The organism is Rhizobium sp. BT04 (genome assembly GCF_030053135.1).
Taxonomy (GTDB): Bacteria; Pseudomonadota; Alphaproteobacteria; order Rhizobiales; family Rhizobiaceae; genus Rhizobium; species Rhizobium binxianense.
In genome coordinates this window covers 392184-411083 of record NZ_CP125652.1, presented here as the reverse complement: position 1 = coordinate 411083, position 18900 = coordinate 392184, and the positions used below count along the sequence as shown (strand labels likewise).

Below are 18900 nucleotides of genomic sequence, written 5' to 3'. Positions count from 1 at the left end.
AGGCTTCGAAGCCTTATTCGACGACTTTCGGCACCAGGAAAAAATTGTGATCGGTGACAGGCGCATTGGCGACGATATCGGCTGCCTTGCTGCCGTCGGTCACCTCATCGGTCCGCTTCTTCATCGCCATCGGGGTAACCGAGGTCATCGCCTCGACGCCGTCGACATTAACTTCGGAGAGTTGCTCGACGAAGCCAAGGATGCCGTTCAGCTCACCGACCATGCGATTTGCCTCGTCTTCGGAGACGGCAATACGGGCAAGGCGGGCGACGCGCTTCACGGTGGCAAGATCGACGGACATGGCATTCTCCGGACAGGATTTTTCCTACCCGCTATAAAGGCCATGTCCGCCTTACGCAACGGGGTTTCGTCAGATCGACAGGCTCTCGGAAGGCTTCATTGCCTTCACATCCGTCTGCGATCCTTCCATGCCGGCAACGAATTTTTCGGCCGTCTGCTCGATGATCGGGAAGGTTCCGTAATGGCAGGGGATCGCGGTCTTGAAGTTGAAATAGCGCCGGCAGGCAAGGGCTGCCACGGCGCCGCCCATGGTGAAGCGGTCGCCGACCGGCACGAAGCCGATATCGGGCTGGTGCAATTCATTGATCAGCGCCATGTCGGAGAAGATGTCGGTGTCGCCCATGGCAAGGATCGAGGCTTCGTCGTCGAAATGCAGCATCAGGCCGTTGGCGTTGCCGAGCGCGTGCGAGACACCGTCCTCGGTGATCTGGGCGGAGGAATGCAGCGCATTGGTGAAGGTCGCTGAGAAGCTGCCGAGCGCGATCGTGCCGCCGGTATTGCCCATCTCGATCTTGTCGACGCCCTTGGAGCCGAGCCAGGCGGCGAGATCGGCATTGGCGAGAACGACGGCGCCGGTTTCCTTGGCGAGTGCCACGGTATCGCCGACATGGTCGCCATGGCCATGCGTCAGCAGGATGTGGGTAATGCCTGCCGCAACATCCTTGATATCCTGGCCGGAAAAGGAGGCATTATAGCTGAGGAACGGGTCGAGCAGGATCTTCGCCTTTGATGTCTCGATGCGGAAGGCGGAATGGCCGAGCCAGGTGATCTTCATGAAATCTCTCCTTTATTACGTTATGTAAAAGCCGGTTTGGATGGGAGATCCGGATGTTTTTGGGCCGGATCGGCCCAAAATCTGAATCCGCATCTCAATCAAAGAATTGGAGCATGATGGCGTCCGAAAACCGCTCACAGTTTTCGGCATCATGCTCTAAGGACATATCTTATACGGCCGCAAAGAAAAGCGGCGGCGACTTCAATTTCTTTTGACGGAGTGAAAACGGCGATGACGGTGCTGACAATCGAGGAAATGGCCGAGACGCTCGCCCCGCGGCAGGCGATTGCCGGCCTCGATCTCGGCACCAAGACGATCGGGCTTTCGATGTCCGATCTCGGGCGGCGGTTCGCTACGCCGCGCACGGTGATCCGGCGCGTCAAATTCACCATCGATGCGCAGGCGCTCTTGGACTTCGCGCAATCGGAAAAGGTCGCAGGCTTCATCATCGGCCTGCCGATGAATATGGACGGATCTGCGGGTCCGCGGGTGCAGGCGACGCGCGCCTTCGTGCGCAACATGGAGCAGAAGACGGCGCTGCCCTTCGTCTATTGGGACGAACGGCTTTCGACGGTGGCGGCCGAACGGACGCTGCTCGAAATGGACGTCTCGCGCGCCAAGCGGGCCGAACGGATCGATTCGGCCGCCGCAAGCTTCATCCTTCAGGGCGCGCTCGACAGGCTTTCCTTGCTGGCAAGGTCGGGAGACGAATTCAGCGCCTGACGCGCCTTCCACCAGGTGATGATCGACTTGCGCTTTCTGAAGCCGAGGAGGGCGAAGACGACGAGGCTGTCGACCGCGATCGCGCGGGCTACGAGCGGCGGGATGGTCTCCGGAGGAATGCCGAGCGCCTTTCCGTAAAGCTCGAAGGTCAGGTCATGGACCTGCCGCGTCAGCATGAAGATACCGAAATTCATGTCGTAATAGGAGAGCCAGTACCATCCGCCAAGAAAGACAATGGGGCCGGCCCAGAAGAATAGAAACCACTTCATGCGGCCTCTCCTCCATGCTTGCGCGCAACGGGCAGATCGAGGGAGACCAACCAGGTCGACAATGCCATGATGCAAAGCACCAGCGTGGGAATTGCGATATCCAGCGCCAGGACTGCGAAGAACATCATCGCCGTTACAAAAAACGTGGCTTTAGCGATCTTGGTTCCCATGGATGTCAACTCGGGGGCTCTCACTCATTCCATCTCTGCTCACCACCACACTGCCGAGTTAACCGCGGCCGGGCAACGTAAACCATTCGTTAGGGTTAACAGGGCGGCCGCCCCCTGTGGATGAAGCAGCTGTCAGCCGTAGACGCCGCGCACGATGCGCTTCAGTGCCGTCGCCGCCTTCTCCCAATCCTTCGATGTCTTCAACGACAGGCCGGCGCACTGCCCGCCGGCCGCTGCGGCAAGCACGAGGTGCTGGATCGCAGCGATGATGACGGCGTTGACGGCTGCCGCATCCACGCCCTTCGGCGGCGCCAGCGAGCCGCGCATGCGCTCCAGCCAGAGAGCGAGCGCCTTCGACCGCGCTTCAGACAGCCGCCTCACCTGCTCGGTATTTTCCGATATTTCCCAGGCGAGGATGCGGCGCATCAGCGGATCATCTCTCAACGCGCCGAGGAGGAGAAGCGACAGCCGCTCCATCAGGTCGCCGTAGGTGAGCAGGAACATGCCGCCGGCATCTTCCGGAATGCGATCCTTAACCCAGGTGCCGAGATCGGCGCCGATCGCCTCGATCAGGCCGTCGAGGCCGCCATAGTAGCGGTAGATCAGCTGCTTGTCGCAGCCGGCGCGGCGGGCGACCGCATTGATGCCGAAATTCTGGAAGCCTTCCTCGGCCAGCAGACCCTTGGCGGCAACAAGGATTGCACGCTCGGTGGCGCCGCGATCACGCACGCGCCGTTCCGGCTCGACGCCAGCCTCCGGTAAAATCCCAAGATTTATCGCTTCATTCAGCATGAATGACCCTTCCCCACTGTCACCAATCGGTGAGTAGCGGGCGGGCCTCATGCAATCAATCCTATCCCCTTGGGAAGATTGTGGATATTTCCACCGGGCCGATGATCTGCCGTCGAATGGATGTGGAAAGCAGCATGGCAGGCGGGTCGGAACCATTCAGAAATCTCGTCCGGGCGGTTGATCGCGATGGACGAACCCGGCATAGCTGCATTATGAACAATTCTAATATTCTCCACTAAGGCCCTGCAATGGTGAACTATATCGAAGCCTCTTCCGCGCCCTCGAAGAATACGGGCGCCATCCGGCTTTATGACGCTGAAGCATTCGAGGGCATGCGCAGGGCGTGCCAGCTGACGGCGCGCTGCCTCGACGCGCTGGCCGACATCGTCAAACCGGGGCTGGTGACCGATGACATCGACCGGTTCGTCTTCGATTTCGGCATGGATCACGGCGCCCATCCGGCGACTCTGAACTATCGCGGCTACACCAAATCGACCTGCACCTCGATCAACCACGTCGTCTGCCACGGCATTCCGAACGACAAGCCGCTGCGCGAAGGCGATATCGTCAATATCGACGTCACCTTCGTGCTCGACGGCTGGCACGGCGATTCCAGCCGGATGTATCCTGTCGGTACGATCAAGCGCGCCGCCGAGCGGCTGCTCGAGGTTACCTATGAATCGCTGATGCGCGGCATTGGCGCCGTCAGGCCCGGCGCCCGCACCGGTGCGATCGGCGAGGCGATCCAGACCTATGCGGAGGCAGAGCGCTGTTCGGTGGTGCGCGATTTCTGCGGCCACGGCGTCGGCCGGCTGTTCCATGATTCACCGAATATCCTGCATTACGGCCGCGCCAACGAAGGGCCGGAGCTGCGCGAAGGCATGATCTTCACCATCGAGCCGATGATCAATCTCGGCCGGCCGCATGTGAAGGTGCTCGCCGACGGCTGGACGGCAGTCACCCGCGACCGCTCGCTTTCGGCGCAGTACGAACATACCGTCGGCGTCACCTCCGACGGCTGCGAGATCTTCACGCTGTCGCCTGGTGGCCTCGATCGCCCGGGCCTGCCGTCCCACAACGGGTGACGCTCCGATGGCGAAAGGCCCTGTTTCGACATCCTCCGACGACGAGCTGCCTTTCCCAACGCAAGAGCCGATTGCCGCCGACGAACGCTCGTTCTTCGGCAAACAGCCGCAAAAACCATTCGTGCCGAATGCCAGGACCGCCCTGCCCGCCTCGCTCGCCGGCCAGGAGCATTATCATGGCCATCGCGAGCGGTTGCGTGACCGCTTCCGCGAGCTGGGCGACACCGCGCTTGCCGACTACGAAATCCTCGAACTCTTGCTTTTCCGGCTGATCCCGCGGCGCGACACCAAGCCGATCGCCAAGGCGCTGATCGAACGCTTCGGCTCGCTTTCCGGCGTCTTCGGCGCGCCCGCAGCGCTGCTGACGGAGGTGAAGGGTGTCGGCGAGGCCGTGGCGCTAGACCTGAAGCTGATCTCGACCGTGGCCCACCGGACACTAAAGAGCGAGCTCAGGAGCAAGCAGGTGCTGTCTTCGTGGTCGTCGGTCATCCAGTATTGCCATGCCGCCATGGCGCACGAGACCCGCGAACAATTCCGCATTCTGTCCTAAGATATTGAAAAGCTTAGCACGCGTCCCCGTTGCCGTAAGGTAACGTCCCCCAACCCTATGACCACAACCACCTGCCGGCTCTCCGGCGGGCGCGCCGTCGTGCGCGATAATCAGGAGCGAGACATGAAAATCCTCTATACCCATCCCACCAGAGAAACCGGCCAGCGCGATTGCGTCGCCTTCGTTGACGTCGAGCTCAACGACGACATCAGACTTTACGGCCTTCGCCTTGTCCGGCAGGCCGACGGCCGGCATCTTCTGTACGCGCCGCAGGCGGGCCACCGGCGCACCGCCACCTTCTCGAAGCCCCTGGCCGAGCAGCTTACCGCTCTAGCCCTCGAGGCTTTTGAGGCGGTGCGCCATGACCAGCGATAAGGCGCCGGATAAGATCGGGTCGCTCGACCAGTTCCAGATCGCACTGTACGCATCGAAGGACAAGCGATTATCCGCCTGCGATCTCGCTTGCCTGTTTGAGATCGTCGACCGCTTCCTGAAGGATAAAGGAATCACACGTCCGACCGGAAAGGCTCACCTTGAGAGAGAGACCGGTCGGTCCAACGGCTCGATCAAGGAGTCTATCCGCCGCCTTATTGAGTGGGAATACATCAGGGTTGCCCGCACTGGTGTCGGCACTCGCGGGAACGAATATTTGCCAAATTTTGAATGGGCGCACCGGATCGCCGCTACCATAAAAGTGGAAATCCGCGAACGCGCAACCGCGAAACAAAAGCGTCGTAGTGGGGCGGAAAACCGCCCTACTAGCACGCAAAAGCTAGTGGGGCACAATTCCGCCCCACTACGCAACTTAGTGGGGCGGCCAACCGCCCCACTAGAGCAATTAGTAGGGCGGAATCCCGCCCCCCAAACCTACGTCATCCCTACGGGGGATGACTACGTAGGTATATCTGCACCCGCCTCGGCGCACGGCCTTTCGGCCGCGCCGGTCGGGGCAGATTTTGAAGTTGATACGGCGATCGTCGAACTGACTGTCACGGCGGCAGAAGTCGACCAAGATGACGAAGGAACCTTCATCTACATTGTGATGACTGATGATGTTGGCGGCGAGCGCGACGATAGCTTTACGGTCGAGTCCCAATCTCAGCGGGCGCAGGAAGCTGGCCAGGCCCAGCTTGCCGAGTTCCTGCGGGCACTGGGTGCGGATATGCCTGGCGATGTGGGCGAACTGGTTGGTAAGCAGGTGCATGTTATCGGACGCCACGGGCCGCCGAAGTACGTTCCCGCGGATGAGTGGGGCCGCCGTGCGATGAGGGTGGCGGCGTGAATCCGGTTGAGAGTGTCACCAAGAGTTGCCGAAGGAGGCCGGCATTCGCGCCGGCCGATTCTCACTTTACGAGCATTCCGGAAGGGCAAGCAGATTGTCATTCCACTTTCCGTCGGCGTAGGTACGAACGTATTTGCCGTTCGGCCCGTCTACGACGCCGATGTTGCCGCGATTACCGTTCACCAGTGTGTAGAACGTATTGTCTTTCGCTTCGATTGAGGCGATCACCTGCGCGCGAGTCCATTTCCAGCCGCCGTTGGCGGAATTTGGGTTGCCGAGGTGGGTAATGCCTTCATGCGTGCTGTTACGATCCCGCTTGTTGATGCAGGAAACCAGTACATCTGCCATATTGAGAAAACTCCGACTGATAGGGGTCGCAAGTGGCGTGAGACATCACGCCACTTGCTGCATCAATCACTTACCGGTCTTGGTGGGATCCACGAGACGGTAGGTAGAGCCCGGCTTCGGTGTTGGCGGGAGGGGCTTGCCTTGAACGGCAGTCCTCTCAGGTCCAGCACCACCACGAGGACCGATGATCTGGTATTGACCAGAGCGCGGTGTCTCGTTGCCGGGGCGAAGAGGTGGCTTGTTTGCCATCTGCATCTCCCTAGTGGGTTACTGGCTTGCCAAATGGGCCTTTGGGCGCTATCTACGGAGTTGCCTAGACTACCGCTTCGGCGCACGGCTTGCTTCACGGCAAGCCAGCCAGCCGCGGCAAACACACAAAAGCACGTCGATTTCGTCGACGTGCTTTTTTCATGCCCGAATCAGTGGATTCGCGCAAGGTGGTTACCAAACTTTTAACGGGAAAATTTCACTTATCCCCGCTTATACGCCAATAGTTAACAGTGTCAACGCAGAAACGTTAAGAAATTGTTTGATGCGGACGTTTTCCAGTGGAAAGTGACGCCCGGCATCTTGAAAGTTCAACTGCCGATACCCATGCGCAACGCAGGGGCGCCCTCGATCTCTCCCGCCACTCTCCCTCGGACCGGCGCCCCCGTCGAGCACTAACGCAAATACAGATTTTCCTCCCCGCGTGCGCACCGCGCGCGAGAAATCATTGAGCTTTTCGGTCCGAAATTACAGATCTTTGAGATACCATTGTCGGTGGAAGTCGCTGTGATCTTCCATCTGCTTGTTCATGACGCCGAGTAAGCCGCCTGTCCAAGTGCTGAAGGCGCTGCCTCCGTCAGTTTGTTTCACGTTCTCAGTTAATGTCCGAATGGTGTAAACTGGATTTTGCCACTTTCGCTCTTCTCCAAGCTTCTTGAAGTATTTACCGTCGAGAATGAATCTGGCCTCGCCGCGATAGGCCAAAAATATCTCAGAATATTCCCGGTCCTTGAACGCCTCGGCGGTGTCAAAGAGGACACGATCGACATCCACCATGGCTGCCTCAGGAGATAGCGACCACAGGTCCAAGACGATAGAGCGAGGGTCAATTCCATATCGATAGTAGGTGTATAGCCCGACCTTCTTATTTCTTGGATCCTGTGATTTTGAGTTCAGCGCGGGCCAAGTGACAAACGCAATGTTCGCTACCGCGGCCAAGGCGAAGGCAGAAACAACCCAGACAACGACCTTGGAAAGCTTCATAGGGCGCTGCGTCCCTTTGCGCCGATCTCCTGCAAGCAATCGTCAACATTATCGAAAATGTACAGCAAGGTTACCATGCCGGAGTCACGGGACTGTCCCGCCAGCGATAATCTGATTTCCCGAATTCCAGATTTCTCGGCGCTGTTAGAAATTTTCCATTCTGCCGAATACACCCGTTCACGTTTTGTAAGCGCCATCGTCCATTCACTATTATCGTTGTAAAGCGCCGAGTTTCCAAGTGTGTCGTAAAGCGTTGATGATCCATAGTTTTGAGCAAGCTGTGATCGAATGTTTTCGAATTTTGCTCGGAGTGCTACCCCGTACCGATCATTCTCAATTTCGGCAGACATTGCTACTATTCGACAGACCCCCGCCTGCTCACCGAGTGTAACTGCGTACATTTGGAAGTCGTCATGCGGCTTTGGCACGCTTTTGAGAAGATAAGCTCCGGCTTCCATGGGTGCCTGGATATCTAACGCACCCTGTTTCATACCCTTGTCCAAGCCAAACGGCCCTGCAAATGCTCCAGATACTGAAATCAAGAGCATCGCCATACTTAGAGTTAATTTCATCGCCCTTCCCCATAAACTCACTTTGCAACTGTTAGGGGAATCCCGGCCGAAATCAAGCGTTCGAGACCCTCAGCGCCTTGATTTTCCGAAATCAAAATCTCGTGGTCTTTTTCGTTTGTTTACACTACATTTCGTGACTGCAGCCATCATCACCCAAGAGAGCCGGAACGGCCTTCGCCCCAATGACGAGATCCGCGAAAAGCGGACGGTTCAACTCCCAAAGTCAAGGTGACAGCATGACTGAAGAAATCCCGGTCTTCGACCGGCGCGATACTATTTTGCCTATCGTCCAGAGCGCCGACGAATGGACGCCGGCGCGAACGCGCATCAGATCCCAAGGCGAGCCTGTTCTACAGCCGAATGATGGTCCATCAGAAGAATATCGGATCCGCGCTGGCGTAGCATGGTACTCCTCTCACCACTTCCGCGGCCAGCACGCAAATGACAACGAAGACTGGCCGCTGGCAAAGCTTCTGCGCACCGAGCGCAATGATCTGTGTCTGAGGCTCGCCGAGCGATATCGAGCACTGCATGACGCGGCAACAATGCCGACGCAGTTGATCGGCCGAGAGGCGACAAACCTTTTCCTAGTCCACCGCGAGGATGGCAACGGCAAGAGCAAAGGCGTGAAAGTGGTGGCCGGCCGGAAGGCGAATTTGGACACCCCAGCCAAGCGCATTGCCATGGCTGGCGTCGACGGCAAGGCCATGGGCGCACCGGTCGCCAAAAAGTGGAACGGCGACCAGGTCATACTTGCCGCCATTGATGCCAAGCGCGAGCTCGCAATCTTGCGCGCGCGATTGGCCTACGTACCGAAGATCCTAGACGCCTTCGAGTGGGCAGTTTGTGACGGCCTCACGCTCGACGCCATAGGCAAACGGCTCGGTGCCGGCAGCAAGGGGGCAAAGGGCGAGGCTCGCGCGCGCATCTTTGACGGCTTCGAAATCGTCGATCGCTTTTGGCGTGGTCGTCGACGCGCGGCGGCGTAGAGGTACCCCATTTCCAAATCCCAACGGGTAAGGGAGAGAGATCGGCGGCAGCGATGCTGCCTTTTCTATTTCAGGGAGCTGTCACTCCCTGAAGGTGGGCGGCCGCGCGCGGTTGCTCACCAACATTCTCTGGCGACCGCGGATGAACCGGCGCCGAGGAATTGCTGTCCCCACCTGAGGGGGCTGCGATCGGGCTATTGAGCGCGGCTTCGGCCGCTGCTCGCCTGGCCCATCAACCGACCGGCCTTCGGGGCGGCTTTTTTATTGCCCACTCACCCCTCAATTCTCCAAATAAGGACAAACACAATGGCTTTCTCAGGCCTCCATGTCGTTTGCGGTTATGCTGGATCCCAGTCGCAGCGCTTCGCTTCCCAAGCTCTTCTTGGCAAAATTTCGTGGAGCGAAGCGCCGGCATCCGGCGTCACTTCGACAAACGCCGCACCGGCGGCATCGGATATCGCCGCCGACCCCATCTTCCGCATCAACGCGGCTGCCGACTCGTGGGTATCAATCGGCCCTGCGCCCAACGCGACTTCCGGCACTCGTTTCCTCGTTCGCGCCGGCGCTGACTACGACGTCTATGCTCAGCAAGGCGACAAACTGCAGTGGGTAGCCGCATGACGAAGACCGCCACTCTCGCCGCGGCGATCGCGGCACTTGAGCGCCACGTCGGCTTCCGTCGTGGGCGCCTTGTCTCGATGGCACAGCGCCTGCAACAGGCCGGAGTCATCCCAACCGGAGCCCCCCGCACCGCGCCGCAGCTTTCGCTCGTCGACGTGGTCAATCTTGTCGTCGCCTATGCGGCCGCAGCCCCGCTGCATCTCGCGGCCCGCTCCGTGGCGACATATGGCGAGCTTTCGCCCGGCGGCGCCAACCTCTCCGGCGCACCCGCAAACATCAAGGTCACGGCCGCCGATTACTTGGCCTCGATCGCGGCCCTCGCTGTCGAAGGCGACGTCGGCATACGGCGTTTGAAGTTGGAGTTCGTTTCGACCTGGCCTGAGCTGGCCGTCATTTTCGAAGACGGCTCCACGCACCGCTTCCAGGCCGTCGGCGCTTTCGCTGGTTACTGGCAGTCGTCAGGACATCGGCAATCACTCACGATCAACGGCGCCGCGCTCGCGGACGCTCTGCAGGAGATCTTTTCTTGAAAACAGATAAATTCCGCGTCCCAGCGCTCAGCGACCTCGATCCGGTCTATAAGGATTTCGAAACCCGCCGCGGCATCCTACTCGACAAGCAGACAGCAAACACACGTGAGCAGCGGAGCGTCGAGGAGAAGCTCGCGACACGCCCGCCGGCGCAGTATTCCCAAAAAGTCGCTGAGCTTCTCGGCGAAAGCAGCAGCGGCGGGGAGACCGAGCACGGTCTAGCCGAGAAGTTGAAGACACTTCGGGCCGAAGCTGTTGACATCGAAAAAGCTCTCTCCGTCATAAACCAAAGACTGGAAGAGCAGCGGATCCAGGCCAATAAATTGGTCGTCGATGCCTGCCGCAAGGAGTACGGCCGTCGTGTTGCCGCCCTCGTTCATGCGCTTCAGGGCGTTGCCGGAGCACGCGCTGATTACGATGAACTGCGGTTTCAGTTCGAAGATCTGGACATTCGCTGGTCTTCGCTCGGCCCAATGTCGCTGGGCTTTCTCGGCGAGGCTAATGACGGTCATGTCCATCGCGTGACCAAAGAAGCAAAGGACCTTGGGTATGTTTGAACGCGCAAACACAAAGGCCGGCGGCGCTGGTCGTACGGTGAAACTACCCGGTAAGACGGCACAACATAGCGACGCCAGGCCGGTCGACATCGCACGAGAACTGAGAGCTAAGTCTGAGCTCGGTCTGCGGGAGGCGCAGCTTGCGAGGGCCGAGGCGAAACTGGATGGCTGAGCGCATCTCTGGCTATGCTGCCAGGTTTAACAGCGAGACGGTCATCGGCGGCGAATTCCGAGAAATGCTGGCGCCCGGCGTCTTTGCTCGCACCCTCCGAGAGCGTCCCGACGTGGTGATGCTCCTCGATCACGATACAGGCCGGGTCGTCGGGCGCACCACAGCTCACACGTTATATCTGCGGGAAGATAGCGCCGGTCTCTGGTTTGATCTCGAACCGAATCCGACAACGCCGAGTGGCCAAGAGGCCATTGGCACAGTGAAGCGGGGCGACGTGCGCGGATGCAGTTTCGGTTTTCGGGTTCGAGCTGAGGAATGGAGGGACGGCAAGAACCGCTTACCCCTTCGGATCATCAAGGACGTCGACCTGTTCGAGGTCACGCTCACCTGCCTTCCCGCCTACGGCGATACCAGCGCCAGCTTCCGGGTGGCTAGCAGCAACGATGCAGCTGAGCGCGTGAAGGCGAAGGCCGAGGCGGCGATGAGGGCGCGAGGGCTGCCGGTGTGACATCGCGCAGCCAGGAAGCCCAGCAATACCACTCGCTCTACCGGACAGCACTTTGGAAGCAGCTGCGGCTCGCCCAGCTGGCACGAGAACCGCTATGCTGGATGTGTGAAGAACTTGGCGTGGTGACAGCAGCAAACACGGTCGACCATCGCACGCCTCACAAGGGCGACCTTGCGTTGTTCTTCGATCCTGGCAACCTGGCTAGCCTTTGCCCATCATGCCATTCGCGGCACAAGCAGCGTCAAGAGCGCGGCGGGAAGGTCGTTCGGTTCGGGGTCGATGGGTTCCCGGTGTGACCGACCGGGAGGGGTGCATCAGATCCCGTTCCGCATGCCTACCGGGTTACCGGTCGTCCCCCTTCGTGTGCGCAGCCGAGTCCCCCGTTCAATAAAATATTCGGAGGTGCGAAAGTGCCAGAAACTAAGGCTTACGGACCCCCGAGAGCCCCTAAACACCTGCGGCCAGCTACCCGAAAGTGGTTCCGATCTGTTGTCGAGGAGTGGGATTTGGACGCCCATCACCATCATCTGCTCACCTTAGCCTGCGAGGCGCTAGACCAGACCGAATCCTGCCGGGAGACGATCGAACGGGACGGCCAGACATTTACCGACAGATTTGGGCAGCCCAAGGAGCGCCCCGAAGTCTCGATCATGCACAACAGCCGACTCGCGTTCGCGCGGCTTGTCCGGGAGCTCGATCTGGACTTCGACGGCGGAAGCGACACCGCCAGGCCGCCTGCACTTAGATCAAATCGGAGATAATCGTGCCTCGCAAGCGACGGAAATCAAAAGTCCAGCCCGATGACCTGATCGCCTGGGAAATGATCTTTCAGGCCGGTAGCGACTATTTCGGCGACGCGAAAGACGCCGGCATTGAGGTGGACGAGTACGGCCGTGCTGACGACGCAACGGTTGCGGAAGCCTGGCAGCGCCTCGGCGCCGAATACATGGAAACCTGGACTGACAAGCACTCGGAGCCTTGGGCGCTTCGTGAGTTCGGGCAGCCGGCCGTTCGCCGCCGGCGGCGCTAGGATGCGATACTGGAGGTTGCCACCGTCAGCCCGATTTACGAAGCCGGGTTAAAAGTCAAATGAAAGCTGCCTAGGCCAGGAGCGGAAATGGGCGCAGACGTGTTCTAGACGACCAAGCCGGAACCTCACGTACGCTCTCACTTTCACGACTTTTGATTTCAACATGTGCGACATGCCTACATCTCCTTTCGTTCCAAAGCAGGACTAAGCCTGCCACTCGCAATCCACCTGATCGTGGATCGTCACCCGTGTGAGTGCGGCTCGAAAGCCGATGTAGGAAAGTCGACGATGGCAACCCCAGGTCAGGTTAATCGATTCGCGCAGAAATAGTCTAGCGCGCCATATCCAAGGAAAAATTATGAACAAAACGAACGCCCCATCGGGCGCGCGGAGGCCAGTCCATGGCTGACAATACCGATGACCTGATTATCAGCATCTCGACCGATCAGGCCGCGCTGCGTCGCTCCATAAAGCGGATTGAGCAGGATCTTGGCACTCTCGCCGGTAGCGTCCAGAAGCAATTCACTGCCGTCGGCAAGTCGATCGACAACTCGGTTTCTACAACCCTACAGAAGCGCATTGAGGCCACAGTCGGCATCGGTACCAAGGCCTCGAAAGAGTGGACTGGCGCGCTTGCCGATCAGGGCAAGGAGCTTGAGCGGCTTCGTGCGAAATACAATCCACTGTTTGCCGCGCAGCAAAGCTATGCGGCAAGCCTAAAAGAGATCAAGGCGACCCATGCCCTCGGAGCCATCTCAGCCAGCGAGATGACGTCAGCACTAGACCGAGAGAAGTCGGCGTTTACCTCGCAGATCGCCGCCATAAAGGCGCGTAATGCAGCTCTCGCAGACACTCCTGCCAACGACAATCGCGCCGGCCGAGGCTTCCAGACCGCGAACATTGCGGCACAATTCCAGGACATTGCCGTAACTTCCGCAATGGGCGCGAATCCCCTGCAGATTGCGTTGCAGCAGGGAACGCAGTTATCGTCAGTGCTCGCGACGATGGGGAACGGCCGACAGGTAGTCGGCGGTCTCGGCGCGGCTTTCGCCTCCTTGCTTTCGCCAATCTCTCTCGTGACCATCGGCCTGGTGGCTGGATCCGCGGCGCTCATTGAGTACTTCACCGCTGGCGAAGACGGCGCGAAGAAAACCACGCCGCTGATCGAGAAGCAGAACGAGGTGATCCGCGACGCTGCGGCCGCCTGGGGCGAAGCGCTGCCGTCTGTCACGAAGGTCGTCGACGAGCTCGACCGTGCAAAACAGATCTCTACCGGCCGGGAAGCCGGCGACATCTTGGGCGCCAAAGCGCTCGAGGGTCTCGGCGACAAGCTTGAAGGCATCAACAGGCAATTCACCGAAGCCATGCGCGGACTCCGCGGCATTCAGGCAGATCCGGCATTCATTCGTGATTTTGGCAAGGCGTTCAGCGACCTGAAGGAGCGGCTAGACAGCGGCACTGCATCAATCGGCGATATCAATGCCGCGCAACAAATGTTGGCAACGGCCGTCGACCAGTATGGCATCAAGTCGGTTTTGGGCTTTCGTGACGCATTCGACCAGATCACACAATCGATCCAGAAGTCGATTGCCGCATCGAAAGAGGCGCGCGAGGAGTGGATCAAGGCGCTGGCCGGCGCCACGAGCGTTCAGGACATCACTGCCGGCTCCACTTTCCGGGATGAGAATGGCAAGACCCACCAGACAGGCACGTTTACGCCGGCCGTAGGGCCCACCCCCCAGAGCCGGCCGTTGATCGAGCTCGAGGGCCTGCCCGGCGCCGAGAAAGCCGACAAGCAGGCGGAAACTGCAGCCACGAAAGCGGCGAACGCTTACCGCGATCTCTTGAAAGCGGCCGACGACAGGCTCGGCCAAATGCAGCAAGAGATCGAGCTACTCGGCAAGTATGGCGTGGCGGCCGATACGGCGCGTTTCCGTCTCGACCTGCTCCAGCAGTCGGAGGACAAGGGCCGGTCGCTAAATGCGGAGCAAAAGGCCGCCATCGAGCAGAAGGTCGCGCTCTACGAGAAATATGCAGGCGTCCTGTCGAAGACGAAACTGCAGCAGGATCTGATCAGTCAGACGCGATTCAATTCCCTGTCAAAGCAAGATCAGCAAGTCACCACGACGCTCAGGCAATACGGCCTACCGGAAGATTTGAACAGCCAAGAAGCTGGGCAGATCCGACAGTCGATCCGCATTGGAAACATGCGAGATGACCTCCGGTCTTTCTTCAACGATTTCAGAACCGCGCTCGTAGAGAACGGCGGAAACGCCGGCAAAGCACTCGCAGATTCCATTCAAAATGCCCTGATGAGAGCCGCGGCAACAGCGTGTGTCGGGCCGGTCGCTACCTTGGAGATTCAATGACCCTTGTTCTCGCATTTGTCCATCCGGACCGAGTCGAAATCCTAACCGATCGGGCAGCCATCGATCCTAATGGCGTCGTCGTCGACATCGCCCCCAAGGTCCGAACGCGTCAGCATCCAACCATGGCTGTCGCTGGTCGTGGACGTGCCGCGCTTCTGGACGTCTTCGCTGCAGCGCTGGACGCGGCGGTGGAGCGCCACGGCTTCGACGGCGGCCTTTCTTTGCTGGGGGACCTTGTTGCCGAGCAGCGGGCGCTATTCGACGCCCATGGTGCTGACTTTGAGCTCTTGGTTGCAGGTATATCCGAAACCAGTGGCCTCGGCCTCTGGGCGCTTCCCTCTCACAACTTGATGCCTGGCATGCCGGCATGGAGGATTACGAAAGCGCCGATCGGCTTCAATTTAGCGATGGGCGGCAAGATCGATTTACAGGCCCTGATCGCGAAGGGCGCATCTCAAGACGCGCTGGTTGCCTCATTCTATGGTGGCACTTTGCTGCCAGACTATGGCGTCGTCATCGCCGAGACGATGCGCGAGGCAAGCGGCTTTGATGATGAGACTGATCCCGAACGATTCGGGCAATGCACCATTGGTGGCGGCGTCGACCTCACCACAGTGACCGCGACCAGCGTCGAAACAACGCCCCTGCGAATCTGGTCGGAAGACTTACTCGGCCGTCCGATCCGAACCTTGATTAACCCCTCCAAAAAAGAACAGGTCTGTTCGCAATATGACGCAAGCAACAATCTTTAGTGTTCCGACAACTGGACCGGCGACGCCATCAGCTATGGCGTCGCGCATCGATGATAACTTCAAGGCGGCCGTGAGCGCTCACTCTGGCGCTTCGCGGCCGTCCTATGCTGTGGCTGGCACTATCTGGATCTCGACGGCCACGGCTGGCCAACTGAAGCTCTACCTTTATGATGGATCTGACGACACTCTGCTGATGGTGCTCGACACGGCAACAAACGCGGTGACGTTCAGCGGCCTCGGCACGACTATAAGTGCCGCCACCGCAAAGGCAGCACCAACCGGCGCGGACAAGCTCGGTATCTGGGACAGCGCTGCGGGAGACACGAAGAGCCTAACGCTCACGAACCTGAGCGCATGGCTTGCTTCCGCGCTTGGCCCTGATTTTGTTGAGGGAGGTATCGTACTCCCCAATGGATCAAATCCTCAAACGCATCTTGACATTGCTTCGTTCACTGTGAAGGCCCTCAGCAAAGTCGCGGTCTCGTCCGGCACGCTCACCAAGAACCTCAATAGTACATGGGTGGCCGGCAACAACGGCGGGCTCGATACCGGCGTGAAGGCAGCCAACGCCACTTACTTCGTCTACGCGCTTCGCAAGCAGTCGGACGGGACTGGTGAGGTGGTGCTGTCGACGTCGGCAACAGTCGGCGGCGTCAATACGTCGCTGCTGACCGGCTACGATGTCTTGGCGCCGATCGGCGTTGTGCTGACTGACGGCAGTTCGAACATTCGAGAGTTCACGATGGAGGCGGACGGCGAATATACCTTCATTTCACCAGTGAAGGATGCCGCCAACATCGCCATTTCCACAACCTCAACGCTTTTGGCGCTGACAGTCCCTAACGGGGTCAGGGTCAAAGCTAAGTTGCGGTTTGAGTTCACGTCATCGGCGACCACCAACGCGGCGTTGCTGTCCGATCCTGCGCAGGGCGCGCTGGTCGCGGGCATCGGCAATGACGGACCCAGCGTTGGCTCGATCCAGGTTGCCAGCGGCTTCGCGGTAGGCGCCCGCGATATCTTGACCAACACGAGCAAACAGATTCGCTACGTGGCCGGTGCCGCCGGCAATCTTTGGGTCTGGACTGACGGTTTTATTTTCCCCTGCAAAAGGACTGCGTAAATGCCTTACGTGACACGAAATGACGACGGCGAAATCGCCGGACTGTTTGAACAGCCTCAGGAAGGTTATGGCGAGGAATTTCTGCCTGATGACGCCGCGGAGGTCGTCGAATTCTCCGCGAAAGCGAACGCGGTGCTGGCGGATCTCCGGGAAAAATTAAAAAAGGACTGGCTTTAAGCGGATCGAGACGGGCGGGCTTCGGCCCGCTCAGCTCACTCGCAACTCCATTCCTTGCGAAGAATGTAGACGTCCGCGTTCACCAAGCCGCCCCGTGGCGACATCAGATTCCCTCGCAAGTATTTTCCGGTACCATCCTCTGCCTTGCCATGGACGACAAAGCTCCAACTGGTCCCGACATACGAATCTCCACGCCAATCAGGATGAATATCGTTCGGGCTCGCTGATGAGAGAATTCTGGCAGAGTTGTCTTTAGGATAGCACGTTTCTGCAGATGCTACGGAGGGCGCGACCAGTGCGGCGATAAGGATCGCGTATTTCATTTCGAGCCTTCCACCTTTCTGGCTAGCGCGATGCCGATTTCGGCCAGCGTGCCAAGCGCGATGGCGACCAGCAGGGCGTAAACACCTCTGTCGATAATTGCTCCGGAGCTCTCCGCCCTGCCACCGAACCGGCGCAGAGCTTCCTCATAAGGTCCAAGGATTTCGGTGGCGACACCGATGCCGGTGATGATCCGCATGACACTACCGACTAGGACAATCCAGGCCACGATCCTGGCGAGTTTTGCGAAAATCATTGTGCCCCCAGCACTCATATAATCGCGGACGATTTTCCGCGACCGTGGAAAAGTTGCGTTTCACGCAACTCCTTCGTTGCCGTATTCAACATTCTGTTGCACGGTAGCTTTGCCGAAAGGAGAGGATGGCTGCAACCATCCTCTCCCGACGCGGGCGTAGCGCCAGCAGTCTCGGAGCGACCATTACGCTTTGTCAGAGCGGTCGTTTCCGTGACTGCAGGCAAAGCAAACTGTGTACGCAGGCCGAGGTCAATTGCAACGTCGGCGTTTAATCCCTAGATACGCGGCAATTCCACAGGATTCACATTAGTGGGCCGCGGCACACGACGTTACGCGTTCCCGTCGACCTCCCCGTCTTCATCCAACTCGTGGACGGGCAGATACGTGTTCTGCTGCAGCCATTCCACGACGATCGTCCTGATCGTGTCGTTGCGCGTTAGGCCGAGCTCGCTGGCCACCTGCCGCAAGGCGTCCTCGATGTAATCGTCGAACGATATAGTTGCGGCCGGCTGAAGCTGGATTACGTTAGTCATATGGATGCTCCCTCACCCATTTGTCATAAGGATCCTCTTTCTCGGCTGGCGTAAGTCCGCTTATCTCGTCAAGCTTGGCGTCAATCGCTCTTTTGTCCCATTTACGGGTGCCGGGGATCGCCGGTGGCATTTTGTAAGTGGCCACCCATAAAGAGAACGTTGATTCGGCGATTCCGAGGTAGACGGCCGCTTGCTTGCGGCCGATTAGGCGGGGCTCGGTCACTTTCGAAATTTGCCTTTCTCGCACCAATAACGGACGGTGACGCCTGGCTGCGTCACAAAGAGGCCCGCCGCTATTTGGCAGTTTTCGGAGTTGTAAGACTCGCCGTCCGCGCTGTCGAACGATGCGACATGCAAGCGCATGTTCGCGTCAAGAGCGCTGTTTCGATACAGGGTATATTGGCGGCTATCGTCGTCGCAGCTGGCGAGCAAAACAAGAGGCATAAAGAGCGTCAGACGCAACTTGGGAGTCATTCGCGATCTTCCAACGTGGCTTCGGCAAGCGGTTTGCCCTCCTCCATCTCAGGCCCCCGATTTTGATGGCGCCGCGAGGCGTACGCCTGGGCCGCCAGAGCCGGCATATTCGCCGTCGATGAAGACGATGCCGGCCGCCTCGAGGGCGAGCTGCAATGCATCCATTGTCGATTGCTTTGCGTCTGATCCATTCTCAATTCGATTGACCGTGTTGGCGGCCACTCCCGACTTTGCGGCGAGATCGCGCACTCCCCAACCCAATGCGGCCCGGGCCATTTTTATCTGCACGCCCCTCATTTGTGTACCCTGTACAAATACGTGTTGACACGGAACAAAATCCGTTTATGAATATGGACACTGTACAAATGCAGCGA

The 18900-nt window shown here is 59.0% G+C and carries 29 protein-coding genes and 1 pseudogene; 17 read left to right on the top strand and 13 right to left on the bottom strand.

The window, feature by feature from the left end; genetic code table 11:
- Positions 1 to 13 precede the first annotated feature (13 nt).
- Positions 14 to 301: an Asp-tRNA(Asn)/Glu-tRNA(Gln) amidotransferase subunit GatC gene (gene gatC, locus QMO82_RS10515; RefSeq protein WP_003558942.1), complete on the bottom strand. Its 288-nt coding sequence runs from the start codon at positions 299 to 301 to the stop codon at positions 14 to 16.
- Between the two features lie 69 nt (positions 302 to 370).
- Positions 371 to 1075: a metal-dependent hydrolase gene (locus QMO82_RS10510; protein WP_183607508.1), complete on the bottom strand. Its 705-nt coding sequence runs from the start codon at positions 1073 to 1075 to the stop codon at positions 371 to 373.
- A 231-nt stretch (positions 1076 to 1306) separates the two neighbouring features.
- On the opposite strand from QMO82_RS10510, the gene ruvX reads away from it, so the two are divergent.
- Positions 1307 to 1798, top strand: a complete 492-nt coding sequence (gene ruvX, locus QMO82_RS10505; protein ID WP_063475658.1) for a Holliday junction resolvase RuvX — start codon at positions 1307 to 1309, stop codon at positions 1796 to 1798.
- Here ruvX and QMO82_RS10500 read toward each other — a convergent pair.
- The 3 genes from QMO82_RS10500 to QMO82_RS10490 all read right to left on the bottom strand — a co-directional run bounded on the left by QMO82_RS10500 (position 1738) and on the right by QMO82_RS10490 (position 3029).
- On the bottom strand, positions 1738 to 2067 hold the full coding sequence (locus QMO82_RS10500) for a DUF6105 family protein (RefSeq protein ID WP_183607509.1): 330 nt from the start codon (positions 2065 to 2067) through the stop codon (positions 1738 to 1740). The two genes, ruvX and QMO82_RS10500, sit on opposite strands and share 61 nt — an antisense overlap.
- Positions 2064 to 2237 carry a hypothetical protein gene (locus tag QMO82_RS10495; RefSeq protein ID WP_183607510.1) on the bottom strand — a complete coding sequence of 58 codons (174 nt, stop codon included), beginning with the start codon at positions 2235 to 2237 and terminating at the stop codon, positions 2064 to 2066. Before QMO82_RS10495 ends, QMO82_RS10500 begins: the two co-directional genes overlap by 4 nt.
- 132 nt (positions 2238 to 2369) lie before the next feature.
- Positions 2370 to 3029 (bottom strand): TetR/AcrR family transcriptional regulator, encoded by a 660-nt coding sequence (locus QMO82_RS10490; protein ID WP_183607511.1) that lies wholly within the window; start codon positions 3027 to 3029, stop codon positions 2370 to 2372.
- Positions 3030 to 3277: 248 nt separating this feature from the next.
- Between QMO82_RS10490 and map the strand changes: the two genes are divergently transcribed.
- The 4 genes and pseudogenes from map (at position 3278) to QMO82_RS10470 (ending at position 5946) form a co-directional block, all read left to right on the top strand.
- Positions 3278 to 4114 (top strand): type I methionyl aminopeptidase, encoded by an 837-nt coding sequence (gene map, locus QMO82_RS10485; protein ID WP_183607512.1) that lies wholly within the window; start codon positions 3278 to 3280, stop codon positions 4112 to 4114.
- A 7-nt stretch (positions 4115 to 4121) separates the two neighbouring features.
- Positions 4122 to 4658: pseudogene (locus QMO82_RS10480) on the top strand (RadC family protein); the annotation flags it as partial.
- A gap of 129 nt (positions 4659 to 4787) precedes the next feature.
- A complete protein-coding gene (locus tag QMO82_RS10475) occupies positions 4788 to 5039 on the top strand; it encodes a hypothetical protein (protein ID WP_183607711.1) in 252 nt (83 codons plus the stop codon).
- Positions 5026 to 5946, top strand: coding sequence for a hypothetical protein (locus QMO82_RS10470; protein WP_183607513.1), 921 nt, complete (start codon positions 5026 to 5028; stop codon positions 5944 to 5946). The genes QMO82_RS10475 and QMO82_RS10470 overlap by 14 nt, the downstream gene beginning before the upstream one ends.
- 66 nt (positions 5947 to 6012) lie before the next feature.
- On the opposite strand, the gene QMO82_RS10465 is transcribed toward QMO82_RS10470, so the two are convergent.
- The 3 genes from QMO82_RS10465 to QMO82_RS10455 all read right to left on the bottom strand — a co-directional run bounded on the left by QMO82_RS10465 (position 6013) and on the right by QMO82_RS10455 (position 8117).
- Positions 6013 to 6294 carry a DUF3892 domain-containing protein gene (locus QMO82_RS10465; protein WP_183607514.1) on the bottom strand — a complete coding sequence of 94 codons (282 nt, stop codon included), beginning with the start codon at positions 6292 to 6294 and terminating at the stop codon, positions 6013 to 6015.
- Between the two features lie 735 nt (positions 6295 to 7029).
- Positions 7030 to 7545, bottom strand: coding sequence for a hypothetical protein (locus QMO82_RS10460; protein WP_183607515.1), 516 nt, complete (start codon positions 7543 to 7545; stop codon positions 7030 to 7032).
- The gene (locus tag QMO82_RS10455; protein WP_183607516.1) at positions 7542 to 8117 is read right to left on the bottom strand and encodes a hypothetical protein; all 576 of its coding nucleotides are present in this window, start codon (positions 8115 to 8117) and stop codon (positions 7542 to 7544) included. Before QMO82_RS10455 ends, QMO82_RS10460 begins: the two co-directional genes overlap by 4 nt.
- Positions 8118 to 8353: 236 nt before the next feature.
- Between QMO82_RS10455 and QMO82_RS10450 the strand changes: the two genes are divergently transcribed.
- The 12 genes from QMO82_RS10450 (at position 8354) to QMO82_RS10395 (ending at position 16942) form a co-directional block, all read left to right on the top strand.
- Positions 8354 to 9106, top strand: coding sequence for a hypothetical protein (locus tag QMO82_RS10450; RefSeq protein ID WP_183607517.1), 753 nt, complete (start codon positions 8354 to 8356; stop codon positions 9104 to 9106).
- A 306-nt stretch (positions 9107 to 9412) separates the two neighbouring features.
- Positions 9413 to 9727, top strand: a complete 315-nt coding sequence (locus QMO82_RS10445; RefSeq protein ID WP_183607518.1) for a hypothetical protein — start codon at positions 9413 to 9415, stop codon at positions 9725 to 9727.
- On the top strand, positions 9724 to 10257 hold the full coding sequence (locus tag QMO82_RS10440) for a hypothetical protein (RefSeq protein ID WP_183607519.1): 534 nt from the start codon (positions 9724 to 9726) through the stop codon (positions 10255 to 10257). The genes QMO82_RS10445 and QMO82_RS10440 overlap by 4 nt, the downstream gene beginning before the upstream one ends.
- Positions 10254 to 10814, top strand: coding sequence for a hypothetical protein (locus tag QMO82_RS10435; RefSeq protein WP_183607520.1), 561 nt, complete (start codon positions 10254 to 10256; stop codon positions 10812 to 10814). Before QMO82_RS10440 ends, QMO82_RS10435 begins: the two co-directional genes overlap by 4 nt.
- A gap of 164 nt (positions 10815 to 10978) precedes the next feature.
- On the top strand, positions 10979 to 11494 hold the full coding sequence (locus QMO82_RS10430) for an HK97 family phage prohead protease (protein ID WP_183607521.1): 516 nt from the start codon (positions 10979 to 10981) through the stop codon (positions 11492 to 11494).
- Positions 11495 to 11595: 101 nt separating this feature from the next.
- Positions 11596 to 11790 (top strand): HNH endonuclease, encoded by a 195-nt coding sequence (locus QMO82_RS10425; RefSeq protein WP_246718291.1) that lies wholly within the window; start codon positions 11596 to 11598, stop codon positions 11788 to 11790.
- 210 nt (positions 11791 to 12000) lie between these two features.
- Positions 12001 to 12255: a P27 family phage terminase small subunit gene (locus QMO82_RS10420; protein ID WP_246718273.1), complete on the top strand. Its 255-nt coding sequence runs from the start codon at positions 12001 to 12003 to the stop codon at positions 12253 to 12255.
- 2 nt (positions 12256 to 12257) lie between these two features.
- Positions 12258 to 12524, top strand: coding sequence for a hypothetical protein (locus QMO82_RS10415; protein ID WP_183607524.1), 267 nt, complete (start codon positions 12258 to 12260; stop codon positions 12522 to 12524).
- A 401-nt stretch (positions 12525 to 12925) separates the two neighbouring features.
- The gene (locus QMO82_RS10410; RefSeq protein WP_183607525.1) at positions 12926 to 14893 is read left to right on the top strand and encodes a phage tail length tape measure family protein; all 1968 of its coding nucleotides are present in this window, start codon (positions 12926 to 12928) and stop codon (positions 14891 to 14893) included.
- Positions 14890 to 15645, top strand: coding sequence for a hypothetical protein (locus QMO82_RS10405; RefSeq protein ID WP_183607526.1), 756 nt, complete (start codon positions 14890 to 14892; stop codon positions 15643 to 15645). The genes QMO82_RS10410 and QMO82_RS10405 overlap by 4 nt, the downstream gene beginning before the upstream one ends.
- Complete coding sequence (locus tag QMO82_RS10400) at positions 15623 to 16765, top strand: hypothetical protein (protein ID WP_183607527.1); 1143 nt, start codon at positions 15623 to 15625, stop codon at positions 16763 to 16765. Before QMO82_RS10405 ends, QMO82_RS10400 begins: the two co-directional genes overlap by 23 nt.
- Positions 16766 to 16942 carry a hypothetical protein gene (locus QMO82_RS10395; RefSeq protein WP_183607528.1) on the top strand — a complete coding sequence of 59 codons (177 nt, stop codon included), beginning with the start codon at positions 16766 to 16768 and terminating at the stop codon, positions 16940 to 16942. It abuts the gene before it with no gap.
- A gap of 35 nt (positions 16943 to 16977) precedes the next feature.
- On the opposite strand, the gene QMO82_RS10390 is transcribed toward QMO82_RS10395, so the two are convergent.
- The 5 genes from QMO82_RS10390 to QMO82_RS10370 all read right to left on the bottom strand — a co-directional run bounded on the left by QMO82_RS10390 (position 16978) and on the right by QMO82_RS10370 (position 18823).
- Positions 16978 to 17265, bottom strand: coding sequence for a hypothetical protein (locus QMO82_RS10390; RefSeq protein WP_183607529.1), 288 nt, complete (start codon positions 17263 to 17265; stop codon positions 16978 to 16980).
- Positions 17262 to 17519, bottom strand: coding sequence for a hypothetical protein (locus tag QMO82_RS10385; RefSeq protein ID WP_183607530.1), 258 nt, complete (start codon positions 17517 to 17519; stop codon positions 17262 to 17264). Before QMO82_RS10385 ends, QMO82_RS10390 begins: the two co-directional genes overlap by 4 nt.
- A gap of 329 nt (positions 17520 to 17848) precedes the next feature.
- Positions 17849 to 18052 carry a hypothetical protein gene (locus tag QMO82_RS10380; RefSeq protein ID WP_183607531.1) on the bottom strand — a complete coding sequence of 68 codons (204 nt, stop codon included), beginning with the start codon at positions 18050 to 18052 and terminating at the stop codon, positions 17849 to 17851.
- 219 nt (positions 18053 to 18271) lie between these two features.
- The gene (locus QMO82_RS10375; protein WP_183607532.1) at positions 18272 to 18526 is read right to left on the bottom strand and encodes a hypothetical protein; all 255 of its coding nucleotides are present in this window, start codon (positions 18524 to 18526) and stop codon (positions 18272 to 18274) included.
- A 48-nt stretch (positions 18527 to 18574) separates the two neighbouring features.
- A complete protein-coding gene (locus QMO82_RS10370; protein ID WP_183607533.1) occupies positions 18575 to 18823 on the bottom strand; it encodes a helix-turn-helix domain-containing protein in 249 nt (82 codons plus the stop codon).
- Between the last annotated feature and the right edge of the window lie 77 nt (positions 18824 to 18900).

Excerpts from the sequence above, each read along its gene's own strand:
- ruvX (WP_063475658.1), top strand. The coding sequence starts at position 1,307 with ATGACGGTGCTGACAATCGAGGAAATGGCCGAGACGCTCGCCCCGCGG.
- QMO82_RS10380 (WP_183607531.1), bottom strand. The coding sequence starts at position 18,052 with ATGACTAACGTAATCCAGCTTCAGCCGGCCGCAACTATATCGTTCGAC.
- QMO82_RS10390 (WP_183607529.1), bottom strand. The coding sequence starts at position 17,265 with ATGAAATACGCGATCCTTATCGCCGCACTGGTCGCGCCCTCCGTAGCA.
- QMO82_RS10385 (WP_183607530.1), bottom strand. The coding sequence starts at position 17,519 with ATGATTTTCGCAAAACTCGCCAGGATCGTGGCCTGGATTGTCCTAGTC.
- QMO82_RS10370 (WP_183607533.1), bottom strand. The coding sequence starts at position 18,823 with ATGAGGGGCGTGCAGATAAAAATGGCCCGGGCCGCATTGGGTTGGGGA.
- QMO82_RS10500 (WP_183607509.1), bottom strand. The coding sequence starts at position 2,067 with ATGAAGTGGTTTCTATTCTTCTGGGCCGGCCCCATTGTCTTTCTTGGC.
- QMO82_RS10455 (WP_183607516.1), bottom strand. The coding sequence starts at position 8,117 with ATGAAATTAACTCTAAGTATGGCGATGCTCTTGATTTCAGTATCTGGA.
- QMO82_RS10410 (WP_183607525.1), top strand. The coding sequence starts at position 12,926 with ATGGCTGACAATACCGATGACCTGATTATCAGCATCTCGACCGATCAG.
- QMO82_RS10445 (WP_183607518.1), top strand. The coding sequence starts at position 9,413 with ATGGCTTTCTCAGGCCTCCATGTCGTTTGCGGTTATGCTGGATCCCAG.
- QMO82_RS10375 (WP_183607532.1), bottom strand. The coding sequence starts at position 18,526 with ATGACTCCCAAGTTGCGTCTGACGCTCTTTATGCCTCTTGTTTTGCTC.
- QMO82_RS10495 (WP_183607510.1), bottom strand. The coding sequence starts at position 2,237 with ATGGGAACCAAGATCGCTAAAGCCACGTTTTTTGTAACGGCGATGATG.
- QMO82_RS10430 (WP_183607521.1), top strand. The coding sequence starts at position 10,979 with ATGGCTGAGCGCATCTCTGGCTATGCTGCCAGGTTTAACAGCGAGACG.
- QMO82_RS10425 (WP_246718291.1), top strand. The coding sequence starts at position 11,596 with ATGTGTGAAGAACTTGGCGTGGTGACAGCAGCAAACACGGTCGACCAT.
- QMO82_RS10450 (WP_183607517.1), top strand. The coding sequence starts at position 8,354 with ATGACTGAAGAAATCCCGGTCTTCGACCGGCGCGATACTATTTTGCCT.
- map (WP_183607512.1), top strand. The coding sequence starts at position 3,278 with ATGGTGAACTATATCGAAGCCTCTTCCGCGCCCTCGAAGAATACGGGC.
- QMO82_RS10405 (WP_183607526.1), top strand. The coding sequence starts at position 14,890 with ATGACCCTTGTTCTCGCATTTGTCCATCCGGACCGAGTCGAAATCCTA.
- QMO82_RS10395 (WP_183607528.1), top strand. The coding sequence starts at position 16,766 with ATGCCTTACGTGACACGAAATGACGACGGCGAAATCGCCGGACTGTTT.
- QMO82_RS10490 (WP_183607511.1), bottom strand. The coding sequence starts at position 3,029 with ATGCTGAATGAAGCGATAAATCTTGGGATTTTACCGGAGGCTGGCGTC.
- QMO82_RS10470 (WP_183607513.1), top strand. The coding sequence starts at position 5,026 with ATGACCAGCGATAAGGCGCCGGATAAGATCGGGTCGCTCGACCAGTTC.
- QMO82_RS10440 (WP_183607519.1), top strand. The coding sequence starts at position 9,724 with ATGACGAAGACCGCCACTCTCGCCGCGGCGATCGCGGCACTTGAGCGC.
- QMO82_RS10475 (WP_183607711.1), top strand. The coding sequence starts at position 4,788 with ATGAAAATCCTCTATACCCATCCCACCAGAGAAACCGGCCAGCGCGAT.
- QMO82_RS10510 (WP_183607508.1), bottom strand. The coding sequence starts at position 1,075 with ATGAAGATCACCTGGCTCGGCCATTCCGCCTTCCGCATCGAGACATCA.
- gatC (WP_003558942.1), bottom strand. The coding sequence starts at position 301 with ATGTCCGTCGATCTTGCCACCGTGAAGCGCGTCGCCCGCCTTGCCCGT.
- QMO82_RS10400 (WP_183607527.1), top strand. The coding sequence starts at position 15,623 with ATGACGCAAGCAACAATCTTTAGTGTTCCGACAACTGGACCGGCGACG.
- QMO82_RS10460 (WP_183607515.1), bottom strand. The coding sequence starts at position 7,545 with ATGAAGCTTTCCAAGGTCGTTGTCTGGGTTGTTTCTGCCTTCGCCTTG.
- QMO82_RS10465 (WP_183607514.1), bottom strand. The coding sequence starts at position 6,294 with ATGGCAGATGTACTGGTTTCCTGCATCAACAAGCGGGATCGTAACAGC.